Genomic DNA, 19,307 nt, shown 5'->3' with positions numbered 1-19,307 from the left:
CAGGAAATGTGGCGCACCTGGGACGCCGACCGGCGCGGCTGCGCCTCGGTCGGGGTGATCCACGACGGACGCCAGGCTGAGCCGGTGGTCAGCACCTAGCATCCGCTACATGCCTTGCAGAGCCTGTGGCGACGCGGTGACGCAGTTCCTGGATCTGGGCCGGCAACCGCTGTCCGACGCATTCCGAATCCCCGACGATCCCTCCGAAGAGTTCTGGCTTCACCTCAGGGCCGTGGTGTGCCACGGTTGTCACGTCGTCCAACTCGCCGATCCGGTCCCGGTCGAGCGGATGTTCCACGAGGAGTATCCGTTCCGCACCTCGTCGTCGCGGCGAATGGCGTCTCATTTCGCCGCGACCGCCGAACGCCTCGTCGCCGGGTTGACCTCCCCGGATCCCTTCGTCGTCGAGATCGGCAGCAACGACGGCACCATGCTCGCCACGATCGCCGATCGCGGCATCCGACACCTCGGCGTCGACCCGGCCGCCAACATGGTGGACGAAGCGGTGGCCCGCAGGGTCAACGCCCGGGCGGAGTGGTTCGACGCCGCCACCGCCGACCGGATACGCGACGAGTTCGGCCCCGCCGACGTGGTGTACGCGGCGAACACGATGTGCCACATTCCCGACCTGCGCGGTGTCTTCACGGGCCTGGAGACGTTGTTGGCCACAGACGGTGTCGTCGTCTTCGAGGATCCCTATCTCGGTGACGTGTTGCGTCTCGGCTCGTTCGACCAGATCTACGACGAGCACTTCTATCTCTTCTCGGCCACCTCGGTCGCGCGCATCGCCGAGTTGCACGGGTTCGCGTTGGTGGACGTCGAGCACCTCGGGGTCCACGGTGGAGAACTGCGCTACACGCTCGCCCGGGACGGGCGGACCCCCGCGCCCGCCGTCGGCGCGCTGATCGCCGCCGAGGAGCGGGACGGGACGCACGACCTGCCTCGGCTGGAGGCCTTCGCGGCCGGCGTCGCCGACCGCCGGGAGCAGCTACGGGACGTACTCGTGGCAGAGCGGAAGGCCGGCCGGAGCGTCGCGGGGTACGCCGCGACCGCGAAGAGCGCCACGGTCCTGAACTACTGCGGCATCGGGCCGGAACTCCTCCCCGTCGTCTACGACACCACGCCGGAGAAGCAGGGCCGCACGACTCCCGGTTCCCGCATCCCGGTCGAGCCGTTCCCGCAGGATCTCGCCGACTACCCGGACACCTTCCTGCTCTTCGCCTGGAACCACGCCGACGAGATCGTCGCCAAGGAGCAGGAGTTCGTCGACCGGGGCGGCCGGTGGATCCGTTATGTGCCGGAGGTGCGGGTTGGTTGACCGCCGGGTGGCCACCCCGTCGCATCTCGTCGAGTCGCGGGCAGATCCGTCGCTGCTCGACGAGATACGACAGTGGCGAGAGGCGATGGGTCGCACCCGGTACGCGCGGCCGTCGAGACTTCCGCTCGATGCCGTACCGGGCTGGAACACCGGCGTCGGGGAGGCGGCGCTCACGCATCGCAGCGGCCGGTTCTTCGCCGTCCGGGGGCACCGCGTGCGTACCGAGGACGGGCGGCACTCGTGGATGCAGCCGATGGTCGACCAGCCGGAGATCGGCCTGCTGGCGATCGCGGTGACACCCTCCGACCGGGGCTACGCGGCGCTCGTGCAGGCGAAGGCCGAGCCCGGCAACATCAACGGCATCCAACTGTCGCCGACCGTGCAGGCGACCCGGAGCAACCGGGAGCGGGTCCACGGCGGCCGACCGGTGCCGTATCTCGAACTCTTCGATCCCGCGACGGCCGACGTCATCGTCGACTCGCGGCAGTCCGAGCACGGCGGCGTCTTCTGGCGGAAGCGGAATCGGGTGATGATCGTCCGGACACCGCGCTTCGAGCCGGGTGTCGGCTTCCGCTGGATCGAGCTCGCCGACCTGCTGGCGTTGCTCCATGACGACGACCTCGTGCACGCCGACACCCGTGCCGTCCTGGGGTGCGCGCCGTGGACGCTGCCCGGTGAGTTCGCCGTGTCCGGGGCGCGGTTGCCGGTCCTACCCCGGACCCTGGCCGGTGCCGCCAGGTGCGACGTCCGGCCGCTGGCGCGCTGGCTCTCGGCCGAACGAGCCCGGCAGTCGTCCGTCTCCGTCCGTGTCGCCCTGCCGGACCTTCAGGGCTGGCGCCGGAGCGCCGACGCGCTCCGGCGCGACGACGGTACGGGTTTCGAGGTCGTCGCCGTCAGCGTCGACGCAGCCGGACGCGAGGTCGACCAGTGGTGCCAGCCGATGGTCCGGCCGGTCGGTCTCGGCGTGGTGGGCCTCGCCGTCGCCGACCGCGACGGTGAACTCCACCTGCTCATGCAGGCCCGTCCCGAGCCCGGCCTCGTCGACGACGTGGAGTTGGGTCCGACCGTGCAGATCGCGGGCGGCGAGACGCCACGATCCAGCGCGGAGGCGGAGCTGCTGACCCTCCTTCTCGACAGCCCGCCGGAGGCGGTCCTGTTCGACGCGGTCCTCTCCGACGAGGGCGGACGGTTCCTGCACAGTCGCTGCCGGCATCTCGTCGTGGTGGTCGACCACCGCGACGCCCCGGCGGGCTTCCGGTGGTGCCCGGTCAGCGAGGTGATCGCCATGCTGGTGCACAGCCATCAGGTCAACATGCAGGCGCGCAGCGCGCTGGTGTGCCTGGTCGGCGCCGTGGCGGGGGAGTCGCTGTCGCGCCCGACCCCGCTGCGGCGCCCGGCCGCACGGTCCGCCGCGTGACGCGGCGGAGCGGCTGACCGTCCGGGGCGCTCGGCTCGCCGGCGGTGCGGCCCCCTTCGCCCGCAGGGCCGGCCACGGCACGGCTCGGTCTGCCCAGGGCGCTCGGGCACGACGTGGAAGTCGGCCTCCGCGATCAGCCGGGCGTCACCGGCGGCTCGGGGCCGCCGACACGGTCGCGGGAGGCTGCCGGTCCACGCGGTGCGCGGTGTCGGCCAGCACCGCCCGGGGTGCGGTGCCGTTGCGGACGGCGGACCGGCGGTGACCGTCGTCTGCCGCACGCTGCCGCATGGCCTCCATGGAGCCGTCGAGGAGGCCGTGCCGCGCGGCGACCACCACGGCCTCGTGCCGGTTCGACACGCCGAGCGTGCGGTACAGCTCCTGGAGGTGCCGGAACATCGCCCGGGTCGAGAAGTTCTCGTGGCTGGCGAGGCGTTCGACACTCCATCCGCTGGCGAGTGCCGCGAGGCGCAGGACGTCGGACTCGTCCACCGACAGGTCCGCCTCGGTCCGTCCGGGGCGGCTGAGCAGGTCGACGGCGACTGCCCTGGGCAGCCGGACGGCACCGGCCCAGGTCGCTTCGAGCGCGGCCACGATCTCGTCCGGTGACGCCGCATAGTCGACGACACCCCAGGCGCCGGCGTCGAGCGCGCGCCGGTAGTCGTCGGCGGCGGGGTCCACCAACAGGGCGAGCAGTGCCACGGCGTCGTCGTGTGCCCGTAGCGCCGCGAGCACCTCGATGTCGGAGTCGCTGCGGACGGAGAGCAGCACGGCGAGGCGGTACTCGGTCGGGTGGGCCGCATGACGAAAACGCCGGATCCAGGCGTAGCAGTCGCCCGGCTCGGCCGTCTCGTAGCCGGCGTTGTCGAGTTCGCGTGCGATGCCCTGCCGGTAGGCCGGGATCGGATCGCGGATGGCGCAGACGTGCCGGGGCTTGCTCATGCCGGTCGTCCGGGGAGCGGGAGTTCGGTGCGGAGCCGCCGCTGCCACGCCACGTAGCCGCCGTCGAGGCTGGCGTCCCGTTCGGGTGGTTGCAGGCACCGATCGGTGACCGTGGCGACCCAACCGGCACTGGACCGGTCGAGCTGGTCGAGGAAGCTCTCGAAGCTGCGGGGTGACGCTTCCCGGCGCGCGGTCAGGCCGAACGCCAGCCCCTGGAAGTAGGCGCGTCGCTCGGACTCCTGATCCGAGGGTGCCTCCGGGATGCACCGCATCCGGCGCATCCCGGCGAACGCGGTCGCCAGGCCGAGGCCGGCGTACAGCTCCGGTCTCGACTGCGGGGCCAGCCGTGCGCACTGGTCCCGGAGAACCTCGGGGCGACCACCGGCGACGAACCAGAGCGCCCGACCGTAACCCTGCAACCAGAGCGTCTCGTACTCCGTTTCGGGGAAGGGGCAGGGCACGTCGAAACGCGGTGGCTTCGCCTTGAGGAAGCACGTCGCGAACGCCATGCCGTCGATGCCGAGGCCGGTGAAGAGACCGTCCTGACGCCAGAGCGGACTGCGTCTCATCGCCCGCGCGGCGAAGGGCCGCACGGCGTACCACCATCCCCACCCGGCGAAGATCAGATACCGGTGGCCGGGCAGCGTGGTGAGCAGGCGGTGATGCGCCGTACGGGCCCGGCCCGGGTACAGCGCTCCCGCCGCGGCGAGTGCCATCGCGGCACCCTCGACATAGAAGGGCGCCAGGTAGTCGTCCGCCATGCCGTCGAGCCGAGCGCGTACCGCCGCCGGATCGTACGTGCGCAGCGTGTCGTTGAAGCCGTACGCGAACTCGCGGCTGATGGCGCGGACGAGATCGCCCACGGCGGCGTCGACCGGCGTGAACAGCGCGAGCCGACGGTCCAGCCGCTCGTCGGTGAGGGCCATCCGGGCCGCGACGCGCGACCGTACCCGTTCGCCGGTGCCGGTCATCGGCGCGCGTTCTCGGCGTGGATCCGCTCGATGAACCCGACCGCCGCGTCGTCGATCGGCGGCACCGTCAGCGTTCGGGCCTGCAACCGGCGGGCTGCCCGCCGGTACGCCGGATCGCCGAGGACGGTGGTGGTCGCCGCCGCCACGTCCTCCGGGGTGAAACTCGTCCAGTCCAACTGCACGCCCATGCCGTGCTGCGTGAAGCGCTCGGCGATCTCGAACGCGTCGAAGAGCAGCGGCACCGCGACGACGGGCACACCGTTGACGATCGCCTGGCGGGCGGTGGCCGGGCCGGCGTGGGTGAGCAGCATGTCGATGGAGCGCATGAGCAGCGCCTGCGGCACCCACTCGACGACGCGGACGTTGTCGGGCACCGGGACGCCTTCGATGATCTCCTTCCCGTGCCAGTCCAACCCCTTGCCCGTGGAGACGATGACGTTCGCGTCGACGGCGCCCATGCCGGCGATCACCTTGGCCAGCGGCGGCCCGTAGGAGGGGATCGTCGAGGCCGCCGTGCCGAAACTGGCGTAGACCAGCGGGCGCCGGTCGTCGACCAGGTCACCGATCCACTCCGGCAGCACCTCGCCGCGCCGGACGCCGTCCACGCGCACGGTGAACACGTTGGGCAGGTCGAGCTCTTCCGGCGCGAAGCTCGGGGACAGCATGTTGAGGTGTCCGTAGGCGTACTGCCGCAGGCCGTCCGGGTCCGGAGGCAGCCCGAACTGCTTCCGGCGGCGGTCCAGCGCGGCGACGACACCCTTGCCGAGCATCATGCCGTTGAAGTCGAGGACACCGACGGTGACGTGCGGCAGCCCAGCCCGCTCGGCGGCGAGGTATCCGCCGAGTTCGCCGGTGTCGCGCAGCACGATGTCGGGATTCCAGTCCGCGATCGCTCTGGCAACGTCCTCGCCCATCGCGACACACGCCTCTCCGCAGAACAGTTCGGCCATGAAGTTCTGCGTGAAGTCCTCCATCTCCTCGGGGAGGACGTCACCGTCGAGGCTGTCGAGGAAGTCGCCGACCCAGTCCGGACCGGCGGTGATGTGCTCGATGCCGAGCGCCTCGACGGTGGCAGCGAAGCGCGCCGACACGGCGATGGCGACGTCGTGCCCGCAGCGCTTCGCGGCCTCTGCGACGGGGATCAGTTCCAGCAGGTGGTCGTGGGCCGGCAGACTGCTGAACAGCAACCTCATGGCGAGTCGTTCCTCCGTGGTGAGTGGTGCCGTGGGCGGTGGGCAGAGACGGGGCTCGTCATCGGTCGGCTCCGCCGCCCGCGAGACGATCGACGGCGAGATGCGCGGACTCCATCGCGCCGTCGAGGAAGGGATGGTCGATGACGTCGACACCGGCGACGGCGATCCGTCCGACACCGTCGGCGAGCCGGCGTTTGTCCTCGGTCGCGGCGCTGCCGTCGCCGGGACGGTCACGCGAGGTGGCGTACCGCGCGTAACCGTGCGGCCACATCTCGACGCGGACGTCGACGATGTCGCGATCGGCCACGAAACCACCGGGTGCGAGCGCCTCCGCCAGCAGAGTCCGCAGTTCGGTGGCTATCTCCCGGCGTGCCGTGGCGGCGCGTAGCCGTCGCCGGCCGGTGGCCGCACCGGCGGCGGGCGCGGTACCGGCCTCGGTGAGCGCGCCGAGCGCGGTCGCGGTCGTGGGGTCGTCGGGCGACGCGGACGGTGCGCAGGCACCGATGGTGACCGGGAACTCCAGCCCGGCGATCTGCCAGGTGGGGTGGCCGGGCCAGGAGAGCCGGGAGATGCCGAGGGACTGCCAGGCACGCCAGTTCCGCACCGCGACGGAGGCCGACACGATCGGGTACCGGCCGAGGCAGGCGGCGGTGGCCCGCTGATCCGGCCCGAGTTCCGGGACGAGCCGCGCCGTGGCGTGGGCGGGGGCGGCGACGATGGCCGCGCGGGCCCGGTACGTGGTCGTGCCCGCACCGGCCCGTGTCACCTCGACCAGGACCGTGTCGGGGCCGTCGTGGCGGAGCGCGGTGGCCGTGGCGTTCAGGCGGATCCGCACCTGGTTGTCCGGCCGGTCCAGCGCGTCGACGGACATCTCGGCGGTCAGCCGGTCGTCGACGGTGTCGGCGTCGAACAGGTCGGGGACCAGGTGGTGGGCGAGGGCGCGGGCGACGGTGGCGTTGCCGTCCGGGAACCGGAAGATCGGCGGGTCCAGGTGGGGGAAGAATCTCGCGCCGGTCCGGGTCAGCCCGTTCCACGGGTCGCCGCCGGGGCGGACACCGATCCCGTCCATGCCCAGGTATCCGATGAGCGCGGCGTCCAGGGCGGGATGCTGGTCGAACGTCATGCCGGACTGCGCGGACGTGCTGTAACGCAGGAACCGGTGGGTGTCCTCGTCGAGCGCGGCGAAGTCGCGCAGCACCTCGTCACAGCTACGCCCGCGCAGTTCGGCGAGCTTCTCGTCGTCGGTCCGGCCGACCAGCCAGTCGGTGGGTTCGTTGACGAGCGCGGCGACCTCCGGCCTCGCCCGTGGCGCGATCGGCGCGTCGGCGAAGTCGGCGGCGGCCGACGGGCCGTGGGCGACCAGGTGGCTTCGCCCCCAGATCGACGCGGCGAAGGCGAAGCCGTGCCCTCCGGCGCCCCGGTCGGTGTAGTGCGCCGACACGGTGTCGGAGTGGAAGCGGTCGACCTCGACGCCGACGGTGGACAGGGCGGATCGGACGGCGGGGGCGAAGGCGGAGGGGAAGGTCAGTTCCTGTGCGCCGCCCGGCGAGACGAGTCGGCGGCCGTCGACGTCGAAGGTGTGCTGGATCGCGGGTCCGCCGATCCGCGGACCGGCCTCGACGATCAACACCCGCGCGTCCCGGTCGACGTCGGTGATCCAGTAGAAGGCGGCCGACAGTCCGGCGACGCCACCACCGACGACGATCAGGTCGAAGTCGCGTGTGCGGTCGGTCGGCGACCCGGCGTGCGGGTTCGTCATGGTCAGCCTCCTGCTCGCGGCGCGACGACGGTCAGCGGCCGACCCGACGGGTCGAGAGCCCACCGGAGGCCGGCCGAGAACGTGCCCGGCTCCTGCTGCTCGGCCCACTGGTCGCCGACGAGAGTGGCGAGGTCGGACCGGTGTGGTGTCCAGTCGAGCACCGCGCGGGCCGGACCCAGGTCGCAGGCGGGTCGGTCGTCGACGTCGGCGCGTTCCGGCAGATGTCGGCGTGGCACACGCCGCCGGGTGACGCGTTCCACGGCCGCGATGACGGCGTCGATCGTGGACAACCGGCCGCTGCCGATCTCGACGACCCGGTAGCCCGCGACCGGTCGGCGGGCGGCGCAGACGACCGCCCGCGCGGCGTCGAGGACGTGCAGGTAGTCGCGGCCCGACGACCCGTCGCCGTAGACGTCGACCGGCCGGTTCTCGTCGACGGCCCGAAGCGCCGCCGCGACGATGCCCCGGTCGGCCGGCGTGCGCGGCCCGCCGAGGGCGTTGAACCGCAACGAGACACCGCAGCCGTACGCCTCGACGAGGCCCTCGGCGAGCAGCTTCGACTCGGCATAGGCGGCCCGGTCCGAGTGCCGTCTGGTGTCCGCCGGGCCCAGGCCGTTGACCATCGCGGTCGACGCGAACACGACCCGGCACCTGCTGGTGGCGGCGACGGCGTCGAGGAGCAGGCGCGTCGCGTCGACGTTGCACCGCGCGTAGGTGAGGTCGGTACGTCGGCCGGGCTGCAACGGCGTGGCGGCGGCGAGATGGCAGACGGCGTCGACCTCGGCCACCGCCCTGCGCAACGCCCGACCCGTTCCCGCCCCCGCCACGCCGAGTTCCCGCCCGGGAAAGGTGGTGACGTGGTCCCCGAGTGCGGCGAACCCCTCGGCGACCCACCTGCCGAGGACACCCGTCGCCCCGGTGACCAGGACCCGCACCGGGCGCGCGGCCGCCTCCGCCTCGACGGCCGGTACGCGACCGAGGCCATCCGGCGTACGCAGCGCCCCCCGTCCGCTCACCGCGCGGCCTCGGCGGCGGCGACGGCCACCATCACCAGCTCGGGGCCGGCGGTGTTGACCTGGATCTCCGCGTCGATCCCGGCGGCGTCGAAGTACGCCTGCCAGGCTGCCGCCGGATAGAAGCGGCTTCCCCGCCGGACGGCGTCGGCGGGCATCGGCAGGAGGTTGAAGATGAACTCCTGGTGCACGAGGTCGCCGGTGGCGCAGAGCGACTCGCTGAGCACCAGCGCGCCGCCGGGGCGGACCAGCGACCGGAGGTGGCGCAGCGTCGACGGGATGTCGGCGGCCACGTGCAGCGCGTTGACGGCGAGCACGACGTCGTGGCTTTCCGGGGCCAGGCCCTGGTCGTCGGCGAGGTCGAAGTCGAACCGGCGGAACTCCAGGCGTACCTGGGGCGGGGTGTTCCCACTGTGCCTGCGGCGGGCGCCGACCAGGAGGCTGGCGCTCATGTCGGTGACGGTGTAGTCGTAGGCGCCGCGAAGGTCGTCGGGCCACTGCGCCAGCAGGTGCGCGGTCGCACCGCCGGTGCCGGCGCCCACTTCGAGGATCCGGGTGCCGCCGCCGGTCCGCAGGGTGTGGGCGACCGCCGCTCCGGCGGCGGCGTTCAGCGGCCGGTACAGCAGGTTGTCGGACTGGAAGTAGCCGTGCCACAGCCGCATGCCCGGACCGGCGAGCAGGATCTTGCGGCCGGAGGAGGTGCCGTCCAGGAACCGGGGGTACGCGCCGGCCGCGTGGCGCAGCAGGTCGACCGTCGGCGCGTGGGCGTCCGCCGACGGGTCCGCCACCTGCGTGGGCCGGGGGAGTGTCCGGCGCTCGGCAGCCCGGCGTAGCCAGTCGACGCAGTGCCGCCGGTGGTCGTCGGTGGGGTCCACCGTCTCGGGATCGAGCGTGTCCAGGATCGACTGCGCGAGGTCGCCGGTCACCTGCCACGCGTCGGCGCACGCGTCGAGGTACGCCTCGTCCACGTAGGCGTCGACGTGGCCGGTGCCGGTCTGGGTCTGGGTCCGGGTCTGGTCGGGCATGTCAGATCGACTCCAGGACGATCGCGCCGTAGAACCCGCCGAAACCGACGGCGGACTTGACGGCGTACCGGATGTGTCTCGACTCCCAGGCGGTGGGGAGGTCGAGGCCGTGGGCGGACCCGGCGCCGGGCGTCCCGGGTACCCGCCGCTCCGCCATCGCCTTGAGCAGCAGGGCCGTCTCCAGCAGCGACGACCCGCCGAGGTTGTGCCCGACGTACGGCTTGAGCGGGAGGCACACCGGTTGGCGGCCTCGGTCCGGCCAGAGTCGCCGGATCGTCCTGGCCTCGTAGGTGTCGATCATCCGGATCCCGGTGCCGTGCGGCACGACGACATCGACGTGCTCCGGGTCGAGGGCCGCCTCGCGCAGCGCCCGCCGGATGGACCGCTCCTGGTTGGCGCTCGCGGGATTGGGTGCGCTGACCCGCCACCCGTCCTGCGTGAACCCGGCACCGCGCAGGCGACCGTAGATCCGGGCGCCACGACGTCGGGCGTGCTCCTCGTCCTCCAGGACGACTGCGGCGCCACCGTCGCCGAAGACGGTGCCGGAGGCCGCCGGGTCGAACGGCCGGGGGACACCGTCCGTCGCGTAGAGGTGCATGTCGGCGAACCACCGGAACTTGCCCGAGCTGAGCGGGTCGTCGGAGGCCACGGCGATGGCCAGCGGGTTGCGGCCGAGCCGGATCTGGGTGGCGGCGTTGTCGATCGCGGTGAGGCCGGACGTGCACGCGGAGTTGACGAAGCCGCACTCGCCGCCGATGTGCAGCGCGCGTGCGACGAGGTAGGGCGCGAGGAACGTGTTCAGTGCGAAGATCTGCTCCGACAGGTCGGTGTAGTCGGCCTGCGCCGTGGTGGCGTCGTCGGCCACCGCCCCGTACAACGTGCGGGCCAGACGCTCGACGCCGGGGTGTTCGTCGGCCACCACCAGCCCGACCTCCCGCAGGTCGAGGTCGGGGAAGGACCGCAGACCGGCGTCGTCGATGGCGAGTCCGGCTGCGGCGACCAGGTGTTTGATGTCGCGTTGCCGGTCGATGCCCTCGCGTTCGAGTTGGGCGCCGTCGACGTACGTCTCGGTGACGTCCGCGAGGCGGTAGTCCGGGGCCATGAAGACCTTGAACTTGCCGTCCTCCGGACGCGCGGAGGGCAGCTCGACCAGCTCGGCGCAGGGCGGGTCGGCCTCGATGGTCCGCCAGGTCTGCTCGATGCCGATGCCACCGGCGCTGACGACGCCGAGTCCCGTGATCACCACTGGCCTGGTCATCCGCGCCTCCTATGCGGTCAGCCCACCGTCGACCACGAAGGTCTGCCCGGTGATGTATCGAGCGCCGTCCGAGACGAGAAAGCTCACGAGCGGGGCGATGTCCTCCGGTTCCGCGAAGCGCCGCAGCGGGATCCGGCTCAGATAGGCGCGCTTGACGGCGGACGGAAGGTCGGCGGTCATGGCGGACTCCACCAGACCCGGCGCGACGCCGTTGATGGTGACGCCGAACTGCCCGAACTCGCGGGTCAACGCACGGATCATCGCCTCCATGCCGCCCTTGCTCGCGCCGTAGTTCGCCTGGCCCGCCACGCCGGCCCGCCCGGAGACGGACGAGATCAGGATGATCCGGCCGAAACCGGCGCGGACCATGTCCGCCCCGGCCAGCCGGACGAACTGCATCGCGCCCCGCAGATTGGTGTCGAGGACGTCGGCCCAGTCCTCGTCGGCCATCTGCAACAGCGGCCGGTCGCGTCGGATCCCGGCGCAGTAGACGAGGACGCCCGGCGGCCCGAGCGCCTCGACGAAGCGCTCATAGGTCGCGCGGACCGCAGCCGGGCTCCGCGTGTCGCACTGGCTGCCGACGCTGTCCAGGCCCGCCTTGTCGGCCTGGGCCAGCAGGTCGCGCATCGCCTCCTCGTTCGCGTGGCAGGTGAGCGCGAGACGGTGGCCGGCGTCGACGAGGGTGGTGGCCACCGCTCGCCCGATGTCGCCGCTGGCGCCGACGAGGAACGTGGTCGACCGCGTCGTCCGGCCCACGGTCGTCGCGTCCGTCTCGACCGCTGGTGGGGCCGTCATCGCGCGACCGCCCCGGCCGCGACCGCGTCCGAGACACCGACGGCGCCGTCCGCCGTGCCCGCGACGTCCTCCGCTGTGCCTGCCGCGACGGGCTGCGGGGCGAACGTGTTCGCGAACCCGACGAGGGCCGCCACACCGCCACCGTCGCCCCTCTTGGACGGGCCGGGCTGCGCCGCCGCCGGTCCCGCCGCGACACCGGCCCGGTGCAACTGCGCTGCCAGCGGCGCCAGGTGACTGTCCCCGAGGGCCGCCGGGTCCGTGCTGAGAGCGATGAAGGCGGCGACGGTGCCGGTGCTGCCGTCCGAGAGCCGCTGCGACTCGAAGCCGCCGACGAACACGATGTCGGCGCTGCCGTCGACGAGCAGCGCGCGGGCCGTGTCGAGCGCCGACCACACCGAGTCGGTACCCGCGCTCACCACCACGCTCGGGCCACGGCACTGGGCGGCGATCGCCGCGTTGCCGGCGGCGGCGTTGTGGACGGTCATCGGGAACAGCGCGGGGTTGACGAGGTGGTCACCCCGGCGGATCGACTCGTCGAGGAACTCGTCGATGTCCGGACCGGCGCCGGTCTCGGTGCCGAGGGCGATGCCACGCCGCTCGGGGGCGGGCAACTCGGCTCCGGCGCGGTGGAGCCACGTCTGCAGGGCCTGGACCACGACGGCGGAACGCGCCGACCGGTACCGGCGGACGAGGGCGGGCAGGTCGCTCGATGACGCCGGGGCAGCGGTGAGATGGGCGACCCGGCCGAGGTCGAAGGTGGCGGCGACCGACGCGGTGGCACAGTGGATCTCGTTCGTCATGCGGTGGCCTCCTCGTACGCGGGCCGCCGTAGGCCGACACAGGTGTTGTTGCCGCCGAAGGCGAACGCGTTGTTCAGTACCAGGTCGATCCGGGCCGACTCGTCGTGACCGCCGGTCGCCGGCCGGACGCCGAGCGAGGTGCCGGCGTCGTCGAGACCCCACTGCGGGATCGTCTGCTGGTGCGCGAGCACGAGGGTGCAGGCGACCGCCTCGATCGCGCTGGCGGCGCCGAGGGAGTGCCCGATGAGTGCCTTGATCGAGCTGATCGGCGGGAGCGACCCGGTGAAGACCTTGCGGTAGGCGGCCGCTTCGGCGGCGTCGTTCTGCGGCGTGCCGGTGCCGTGGGCGCAGACGTACGCGACGTCGGCCGGATCCGCGCCGGCGATCGCGGACCGCATCGCCCGGGCCACCCCGTCGCCGGACAGGTCCGGTGCCGCCGGGTGCTTCGCGTCGCACGTCAGGCCGTAGCCGGCGATCGTCGCGCGCACCGGCACGCCACGGGCGGCGGCGTGCGCGGCCGACTCCACGATCAGGAAGGCAGAGCCCTCGCCGAGCAGCAGTCCGTCCCGTGCGTCGCTGAACGGGCGACAGCGCTCCTGCGCCATGCCGCGCATCCGCGAGAAGCCGGTGAAGGCCATCCGCGAGAGCGCCTCGGCCCCACCGCACACCACGACGTCGGCGGAGCCGTCGGCGACGAGTTGTGCGGCACGGATCAGCGCCATGTTGCCCGCGGCACACGCCGTGACGAACAACTCCACTGGGACCGACCCGTCGAGATGCCGCGCGATCCGGGTACGCAGTGACGTGTCCACGTCCAGTGCCCCCGGCCGACCGGCACCGCTGCGTACGGCCTCGCGCCGGGCCCGCTCGTGATCGGCGACATCGCCGACCGTCGTCCCGACCAGCACGCGGTCCGGCCGGACGTCGCCGAGCCGGGCATCGGCGATCGCCTGGTCCAGCGCCGCGAGCGCGAACGTGGCCGTACGGTCGCCGTCGAGCCGGTCGGCGTCGACGGTGTCGAAGCCGTCTGTCCAGGGCCCGATCTCGCCTGCGATGTGGTTCGGCAGGTCGTCGGTCGGGAACAGCGACACCGTACGGAATCGGGGTGTGCCCTGTCGCAGGCCCTGCCAGAAGTTCGTGGCACCGATGCCGGCGGCGCTGACGACGCCGAGACCGGTGACCACGGGTGTCCTGGCGGTCATGCGGCCGCCAGGGAATCGGCGAACTCGACGACCTCGTTGATGGTGTCCAGTTGTGGGGTCTCGTTCTCCGGCAGGATCTTGCCCAGGTGTTGTTCGACGTGGGCGATCAGTTCGAGGCGACCCAGCGAGTCGACCCCCAGCTCGGCGAAGGACGTGTCGAGGCCGATCTCCTCCGGCTCGGCCATGACCAACATCGCGACCGTCTCTCGAAGTGTCTCGGTGAGTTCCACTGTTTCTCCTTTCGACCCGTCCACCGGCGCGAACGCCGGAGCCAGGTGGCGACTAACTCGTTCGGGGCCCGCTACGGCGCGTGGTTCGTGGCGATCGTCGGCGAGCTCCCCTCGGTGCGGGCTTCGCTGGACGCCGTACGCGACTCTCGCCGCGCGGCGATCCACAGTCCGGCTCCGCGGCAGGCGCTGACGATCGTGAGCGCGAAGAAGACGCCGAAGGCCACGTGGAAGAGCATCAGCACGCCGTAGACCGCGGCGACCGAGAGGCCGAACGTGATCTGGCCGGACGTGGACCTCGGCGTCGTACCCGGGTCGGTGATCATGTAAAGCGTGAAGAGCAGCAGCGCCATCCCGGTGAGCGGGGACATCGCGGCCAGGAAGGAGGTGTCGTCGGTGAACACCGCGCGGAGGGCCGCCTGGGCGGTGAAGCCGCCGATCCACGCGAAGATCAGCGGGAGCTTGCCGGTGAAGATGAAGTTGATGAACAGGCCCAGGCAGGCGAGGAAGGCGGGAAGTGCGATGTCGCCGAAGTGACCGAGGTTCTCGGTGAACTGGTACGGCGGCGCGATGCTGACGGTGCTCGCGTACAGCACCAGCATCACCGTGATGCCGAAGTTCGAGGGGTTGAAGAAGTGCTTGTCGCCCCTCCCGGTCCGGACCCGGAAGATGTACTTGCTGCTGATCGTGACGACCGCGGCGACGACGAACAGGTCGAGGCGATCGCTGATGAACAGCAGCATCGCCAGCGCGAATCCACTGATGTGCGCCGGCAGGAGGAAGTTGACCAACGACAGGACGCGTTCCCGGCGGGTGGGCGCCTCGGTACGCGCCAGATACGCCGGCCGCCGCGAATCCCGCCTGGCCACGAGCGTCTCGAGTGCGATCTCGGTCAGGTAGCACATCAGGACCACGAGGATCATCTGGGCGATGGTCTGCTCGAAGCCGAGGAACAGATGGCCGACGATGTTGAGGACCATGATCGCAACGGCGAACCGACGCAGCGCCGCGAGGCGCAGCTTCGCCGGGTCGGTGGGCCGCATCTTGGCGGGCAGGTCCCGTAGCCGGGTGCGGGGTGGCGCCGTCGGGGTGGGAAGCGTCAACGTCCCGGTCATGGCAGCACCACCGTGTGCCAGCCGCGGCCCACCTGCACCTCGGCGTTCTGCACCGTCCCGGTGGCGTCTCGCCAGGTCAGTGCCACGGTGTTCGTGTCACCCGCGTCGTCGCCGAGCCCGAAGTGGACGTCGGTGCTGCTCTGCCCGCTGTGCCCGTTGCCGCCGTCGACGTAGGAGCGGAACGTGCTGCCGCTCGGGGTGGTGACGGTGGCCGTGGCACCCATCGCGGCCGCTCCCCGCACCTCGTGGGTGGCCCGCAGACCCTCGATCACCTGCGGCGTACGGGAGCCGGTGGGGGAGGCGTCCTCGGTGCTGCGCAGGATCCGCAGGCCGACGAAACCGTCGCAGCCGTCGCAGTCGTTCACGACCAGCCGGGCGTCCGCCCACTGGTTCGCCTCGATCCAGTCCAGGTCGCCGTCGCCGTCGATGTCGGCCAGTGCGATGCCCCGCATCACGCCCCCATCGTCAAGGCCGGAGGATTCCGCGACGTTCGCGTACCGGCCGTCGTCTGTCGGTGTCATGACGACCCGAGGCGCCGCACCACTGATGTCCGCGTCCCTCAGGTCGGGCCAGGCACGGGGGTTGGCGATCAACGTGTCGTTGGAGAGTGCGAGTTCCTGGATCTCCGGCCATCGGTTCACCGGGCCGCGGACGAAACCGGTCGCCTGGAGCAGCTCGACCCGCCCGTCGTTGTCGAGGTCACCGACCTTGTTGTCCCAGGAGAAGGCCGTGCGGGCGAGACCGAGGGCCTCGGCTCCCGGCCGGAAGGTGGGTACGCCGTCGTCCCGCACACCGTCGCCGAGGAAGAGCAGTTGACTCTCGAACAGGCCGTACTCGTGGGTGATGTTGCTGACGTAGACGTCGTACTCGTTGTCGCGGTCGACGTCGGCGATCGTGACGCCCATGCCCTTGAAGGAGTCCCGGCCGATCATCGTCGAGCGCGGGTTGAAGAGTCCCTTGTTACCGCCGTCGACGTTCTCGAACTTCAGTTCGCCGTCGACCGACCGGTTGACGAAGAAGCGGTCGGGGCCGAAGTCGTTGGCGACGTAGATCTCCGGCAACGCGTCGCCGTTCATGTCGGCGGCGGCCACCGCCAACGTCCAGCCCCGCGAGTGGTCGTCGGAGAAGGCGTCCGCGACGAGCTCGTACGAGACGGCGGGGAATCCGCCCCGGCCCAGCAGCACGTAGTTCTTCCCGCCGTTCATCGCCCGGGACAGTGAGTCGTTCATGTCGACTCTCTTCGGTGATCCCGTGTCGAGGAGTTGGGCACCGTCGGCGAAGTAGTTGCCGATGAAGATGTCCATGATGCCGTCACCGTTGAGGTCGCTGAAGACCGCGGTGTTCGTGTACCAGTCGAGGTCGGCGCCCCCGTCGAGCACCTCGTGCGGCGCGAACGTCATGCCGCCGGAGTTGAGGTAGGCGACCGGCCCGCGTCCCCAGAAATAGACCAGCGCGTCCGTCCAGCCGTTCCCGTCGAGGTCGGCGAGTCGACAGCCCATCGGGGCCTGCGTGTCCTTGTCGTAGGCGAGTCGCTGTCCGCTGGGGCCCGGTGCGATCCCGTTCTGGTCGAGCAGCGTCACCACCGGGCTGCTGGTCTTCGTGGTCCGGTCGATCTGGTGCACGCTGACGGAATCCGATCGTGGATCGACCAGACAGACCTCGTTGGCGTACGCGTCACCGTCGAGATCGGCGACGGCGGCGCCGGCACCGACCGAGCTGATCCACGGCGCGATGTGGTCGACGGAGGAATTGACCTGGCGCACCGTCCGGACCGGATCCACCGCCGGCTGAATAGGGGTGACACTGAGGGCAAAGGGTTCGGCGCTCGCCGAACTCGGGGCGGACGGGACGACGAATCCCAGCGTTATCGCGACGAGAGGAACCGCAACAAGCGCCGCTTGGTACATCGGTCGTCCCTGGAAACCTATCGGCATCGCACTCCCAGTTCTCAAGTGCCAGCCAACCTGCAGCGAGAAACCGAGGAACTGCTGGCGTCGCGTTCGCTTGAGCGGAAGACAACGGTGGCGTCCTGGACGCGAAAAGCGACCACCGCAGCCATGACAATCAACCTTGAGGGGACCGTCCACTGTGGGTGCCGCCGTCCTTCGGCGGAACTTCCACACTGGTGGTTATCCCACAGGTGAGATGGCCGGCGCAAGTGGGACGGAGTCTCCTGAGCATCGAGACGCGACAATCGGCAGCCAAATTCTAGCCGCCCTGACCAGGGGAAACTCCGCCGACGCGAGTGCTGAACGACCGTTTGCGAAGACGACACCGCGCACTGTCGAGTACCTTGTCCGCAGCGGCGAACCACCTCCGTGCCCGGTCGGACGAGGGGCGGCGCTCGTCCGGCGTCGCGTGCCGGCCCGGCACGCGACGGAGGCGTCACGTCGGCTGTCTGCGCCGATCGACCCCTTGCTTTCGGCGGCGCAAGTTGCTAAATCTTCAGAGGCTCGATACGGCACCCTCCACTGAAGGGAGTCGATGCTGCTAGAGGTTCTGACCGAAACGATCCAGTCGAGGAATGCGACGGATGCGGGTATTTCATCACCCGCCACGTCGGCGGCCGTGCTGGCGGCGAGGCGCTGCGGTCCGGCGTGGAGGGAAAGCAATTCTTCGGTTTCGATAAACGGGAGCCACCCATCGACGGTGATGGGTCGTCATCTCGTCCACCTGGCGTCGCCTGTTCGTCAACCACCCCCGACCTCCGAGCACCCGTGAAGTGAGGACACCGATGAATCGGCTCAACTCCCAGTACCACCGTCCCGCGCTGCTGCTCTTCCTCGTCATCGTGGTCGCGCACTGGGCCGAGCACCTCGTGCAGGCGTTCCAGATCTGGGGCCTGGGATGGACCCCCGCCGAGTCCCGGGGCGTCCTCGGGATGCCGTTCCCGTGGCTGGTCACCGAGGAGTGGATGCACTACGCCTACGCCCTGATCATGCTGGCCGGGTTCATCGCGTTGCGCCCCGGCTTCACCGGCACGGCCAAGACCTGGTGGACCGTCGCCCTGGGCATTCAGGTCTGGCACCACTTCGAGCATCTGCTGCTGCTCATCCAGGTGCAGTCCGGCACCACGTTCTTCGGCCAGGCCGGCCCGGTGAGCATCGCCCAGCTCGTCGTGCCTCGGGTCGAGCTGCACCTGTTCTACAACGGCATCGTCTTCCTGCCGATGGTCGTCGCCATGTTCCTGCACCGCCGCCCCGGTCCGCACGAGGCGGACGAGATGACCTGCACCTGCGCACCCCGCGAACTCACCGGCGCCGGCGTCTGATGACATCGCGGTACCGGCGGTGGGGACTCGCGGCGATCGCGCTGATCGTCACCGTCGGCGTGGCGCTCGCGCTCCGCGAGGCCGAGCCGGGCGCACCACCGGTGGCCCCGTCGTCCGGTCACCACCACGGTGCCCCGCCCGATCCGCTCACCAGCGCGGTGCTCGCGCTCAACGTACTGGTCCTGCTGGTGCTCGCGGTGCTGGCACGCTCGTGGCCGGCGGGGGTCCGCCGCAGGGGTGCGACCCGATCGATGTGGCGCTACTCCGAGCAGGACCAGGACGCCCCACCGGCCGACGACGAACCGTCGGCCGACCCGTCAACGACCTCGTCCCGATCGGAGCGACGATAGGGGCCGGGGGCAGGATCGCACGGCACGGTCCGGGACACGGTCAGAGGTGGTCCCGGACCCAGCCGGCGAGCAGCCGCGCGCAGTCGTCCACCGACTCCTTCCAGGTCCGGTCCGCCCCGGCACCGGCCTCGTCACTGACCTGCTTGACCAGCCGCACCGGTACGCCGAACCGCAGCGCGGTCGACGCCACCGCGTAGCCCTCCATGTCCACCAACTGGGCCCGTGCGGCCAGTGCGGCGCGCGCCTCGTCGTCGGCGATGAACTGGTCACCGGTCGCCAGCACCGGCCCGTCACCGCCCAACGCCAGCGGGGCACCGACGCTCTGCCCCGTCAACCGACGGATGAACTCGGTGTCCAGGTCGTGCTGGAGCACACTGCCCACCTGGTGCGTACCCGTCCAGTCGGGGTGCAGCGCACCGGCCGTACCGAGGTTGACCACCGCCGACGGCAGCGGGCCCCGGGCCAGCGTCGCCGCCACCGCGACCGCCGCGTTCACCTTCCCCATCCCGGTGAGCAGCACCGGCAGGCGCGCATCGAGGTAGGCGGCCTCCTCGGCGATGGCCAGGACGAGCAACGGACGGTCCGGGCTGATCGTTCCGCGAAGATCCATCCGGCGATGGTAGCGGCCGTTCGTGACCACTCCGTTGCCAGCGG

Annotated in this window: 18 protein-coding genes; 4 read left to right on the top strand and 14 right to left on the bottom strand. The window is 71.3% G+C overall.

Annotated features, from left to right (window positions below):
- Positions 1-109 precede the first annotated feature (109 nt).
- A complete protein-coding gene (locus tag ABT008_RS07755; protein ID WP_350694575.1) occupies positions 110-1,318 on the top strand; it encodes a methyltransferase domain-containing protein in 1,209 nt (402 codons plus the stop codon).
- Positions 1,311-2,735 (top strand): NDP-hexose 2,3-dehydratase family protein, encoded by a 1,425-nt coding sequence (locus ABT008_RS07750; protein ID WP_350694573.1) that lies wholly within the window; start codon positions 1,311-1,313, stop codon positions 2,733-2,735. Before ABT008_RS07755 ends, ABT008_RS07750 begins: the two co-directional genes overlap by 8 nt.
- 144 nt (positions 2,736-2,879) lie before the next feature.
- Here the strand turns inward: ABT008_RS07750 and ABT008_RS07745 are convergent, their stop codons facing one another.
- The 13 genes from ABT008_RS07745 to ABT008_RS07685 all read right to left on the bottom strand — a co-directional run bounded on the left by ABT008_RS07745 (position 2,880) and on the right by ABT008_RS07685 (position 16,795).
- Positions 2,880-3,674 carry a response regulator transcription factor gene (locus ABT008_RS07745; RefSeq protein ID WP_350694571.1) on the bottom strand — a complete coding sequence of 265 codons (795 nt, stop codon included), beginning with the start codon at positions 3,672-3,674 and terminating at the stop codon, positions 2,880-2,882.
- Positions 3,671-4,645 (bottom strand): DUF1702 family protein, encoded by a 975-nt coding sequence (locus tag ABT008_RS07740; protein ID WP_350694570.1) that lies wholly within the window; start codon positions 4,643-4,645, stop codon positions 3,671-3,673. Before ABT008_RS07740 ends, ABT008_RS07745 begins: the two co-directional genes overlap by 4 nt.
- Positions 4,642-5,838: a glycosyltransferase gene (locus tag ABT008_RS07735; RefSeq protein WP_350694568.1), complete on the bottom strand. Its 1,197-nt coding sequence runs from the start codon at positions 5,836-5,838 to the stop codon at positions 4,642-4,644. Before ABT008_RS07735 ends, ABT008_RS07740 begins: the two co-directional genes overlap by 4 nt.
- 58 nt (positions 5,839-5,896) lie before the next feature.
- Complete coding sequence (locus tag ABT008_RS07730) at positions 5,897-7,597, bottom strand: FAD-dependent oxidoreductase (RefSeq protein ID WP_350694566.1); 1,701 nt, start codon at positions 7,595-7,597, stop codon at positions 5,897-5,899.
- A gap of 2 nt (positions 7,598-7,599) precedes the next feature.
- Positions 7,600-8,613: an NAD-dependent epimerase/dehydratase family protein gene (locus ABT008_RS07725; RefSeq protein ID WP_350694565.1), complete on the bottom strand. Its 1,014-nt coding sequence runs from the start codon at positions 8,611-8,613 to the stop codon at positions 7,600-7,602.
- Positions 8,610-9,635 (bottom strand): class I SAM-dependent methyltransferase, encoded by a 1,026-nt coding sequence (locus ABT008_RS07720; protein ID WP_350694563.1) that lies wholly within the window; start codon positions 9,633-9,635, stop codon positions 8,610-8,612. Before ABT008_RS07720 ends, ABT008_RS07725 begins: the two co-directional genes overlap by 4 nt.
- Position 9,636: 1 nt before the next feature.
- On the bottom strand, positions 9,637-10,893 hold the full coding sequence (locus ABT008_RS07715) for a beta-ketoacyl-[acyl-carrier-protein] synthase family protein (protein ID WP_350694561.1): 1,257 nt from the start codon (positions 10,891-10,893) through the stop codon (positions 9,637-9,639).
- Positions 10,894-10,902: 9 nt separating this feature from the next.
- Complete coding sequence (fabG, locus tag ABT008_RS07710; RefSeq protein WP_350694560.1) at positions 10,903-11,688, bottom strand: 3-oxoacyl-ACP reductase FabG; 786 nt, start codon at positions 11,686-11,688, stop codon at positions 10,903-10,905.
- Positions 11,685-12,488, bottom strand: coding sequence for a beta-ketoacyl synthase chain length factor (locus ABT008_RS07705; protein ID WP_350694558.1), 804 nt, complete (start codon positions 12,486-12,488; stop codon positions 11,685-11,687). The genes fabG and ABT008_RS07705 overlap by 4 nt, the downstream gene beginning before the upstream one ends.
- Complete coding sequence (locus ABT008_RS07700; protein ID WP_350694556.1) at positions 12,485-13,690, bottom strand: beta-ketoacyl-[acyl-carrier-protein] synthase family protein; 1,206 nt, start codon at positions 13,688-13,690, stop codon at positions 12,485-12,487. Before ABT008_RS07700 ends, ABT008_RS07705 begins: the two co-directional genes overlap by 4 nt.
- Positions 13,687-13,920, bottom strand: coding sequence for an acyl carrier protein (locus ABT008_RS07695; protein WP_350694554.1), 234 nt, complete (start codon positions 13,918-13,920; stop codon positions 13,687-13,689). Before ABT008_RS07695 ends, ABT008_RS07700 begins: the two co-directional genes overlap by 4 nt.
- 71 nt (positions 13,921-13,991) lie before the next feature.
- Positions 13,992-15,032, bottom strand: coding sequence for an enediyne biosynthesis protein UnbU (locus ABT008_RS07690; protein WP_350694553.1), 1,041 nt, complete (start codon positions 15,030-15,032; stop codon positions 13,992-13,994).
- Entirely contained in the window at positions 15,029-16,795 is a 1,767-nt protein-coding gene (locus ABT008_RS07685; protein ID WP_350694551.1) for a CRTAC1 family protein, read from the bottom strand. The genes ABT008_RS07690 and ABT008_RS07685 overlap by 4 nt, the downstream gene beginning before the upstream one ends.
- Positions 16,796-17,766: 971 nt before the next feature.
- Between ABT008_RS07685 and ABT008_RS07680 the strand changes: the two genes are divergently transcribed.
- Together ABT008_RS07680 and ABT008_RS07675 are read left to right on the top strand one after the other, a co-directional pair.
- Positions 17,767-18,303 (top strand): hypothetical protein, encoded by a 537-nt coding sequence (locus tag ABT008_RS07680; protein ID WP_350694549.1) that lies wholly within the window; start codon positions 17,767-17,769, stop codon positions 18,301-18,303.
- Complete coding sequence (locus ABT008_RS07675; RefSeq protein WP_350694547.1) at positions 18,303-18,653, top strand: hypothetical protein; 351 nt, start codon at positions 18,303-18,305, stop codon at positions 18,651-18,653. The genes ABT008_RS07680 and ABT008_RS07675 overlap by 1 nt, the downstream gene beginning before the upstream one ends.
- Before the next feature lie 40 nt (positions 18,654-18,693).
- Here the strand turns inward: ABT008_RS07675 and ABT008_RS07670 are convergent, their stop codons facing one another.
- Complete coding sequence (locus ABT008_RS07670) at positions 18,694-19,263, bottom strand: nucleosidase (protein ID WP_350694546.1); 570 nt, start codon at positions 19,261-19,263, stop codon at positions 18,694-18,696.
- Between the last annotated feature and the right edge of the window lie 44 nt (positions 19,264-19,307).

Origin of the sequence: Micromonospora sp. NPDC002389 (genome assembly GCF_040296095.1) — a bacterium.
In the GTDB taxonomy this organism is placed as follows: Bacteria; Actinomycetota; Actinomycetes; order Mycobacteriales; family Micromonosporaceae; genus Micromonospora.
Note: the sequence above shows the minus strand (reverse complement) of the source record. Positions and strands in the feature narration are given on the sequence as shown.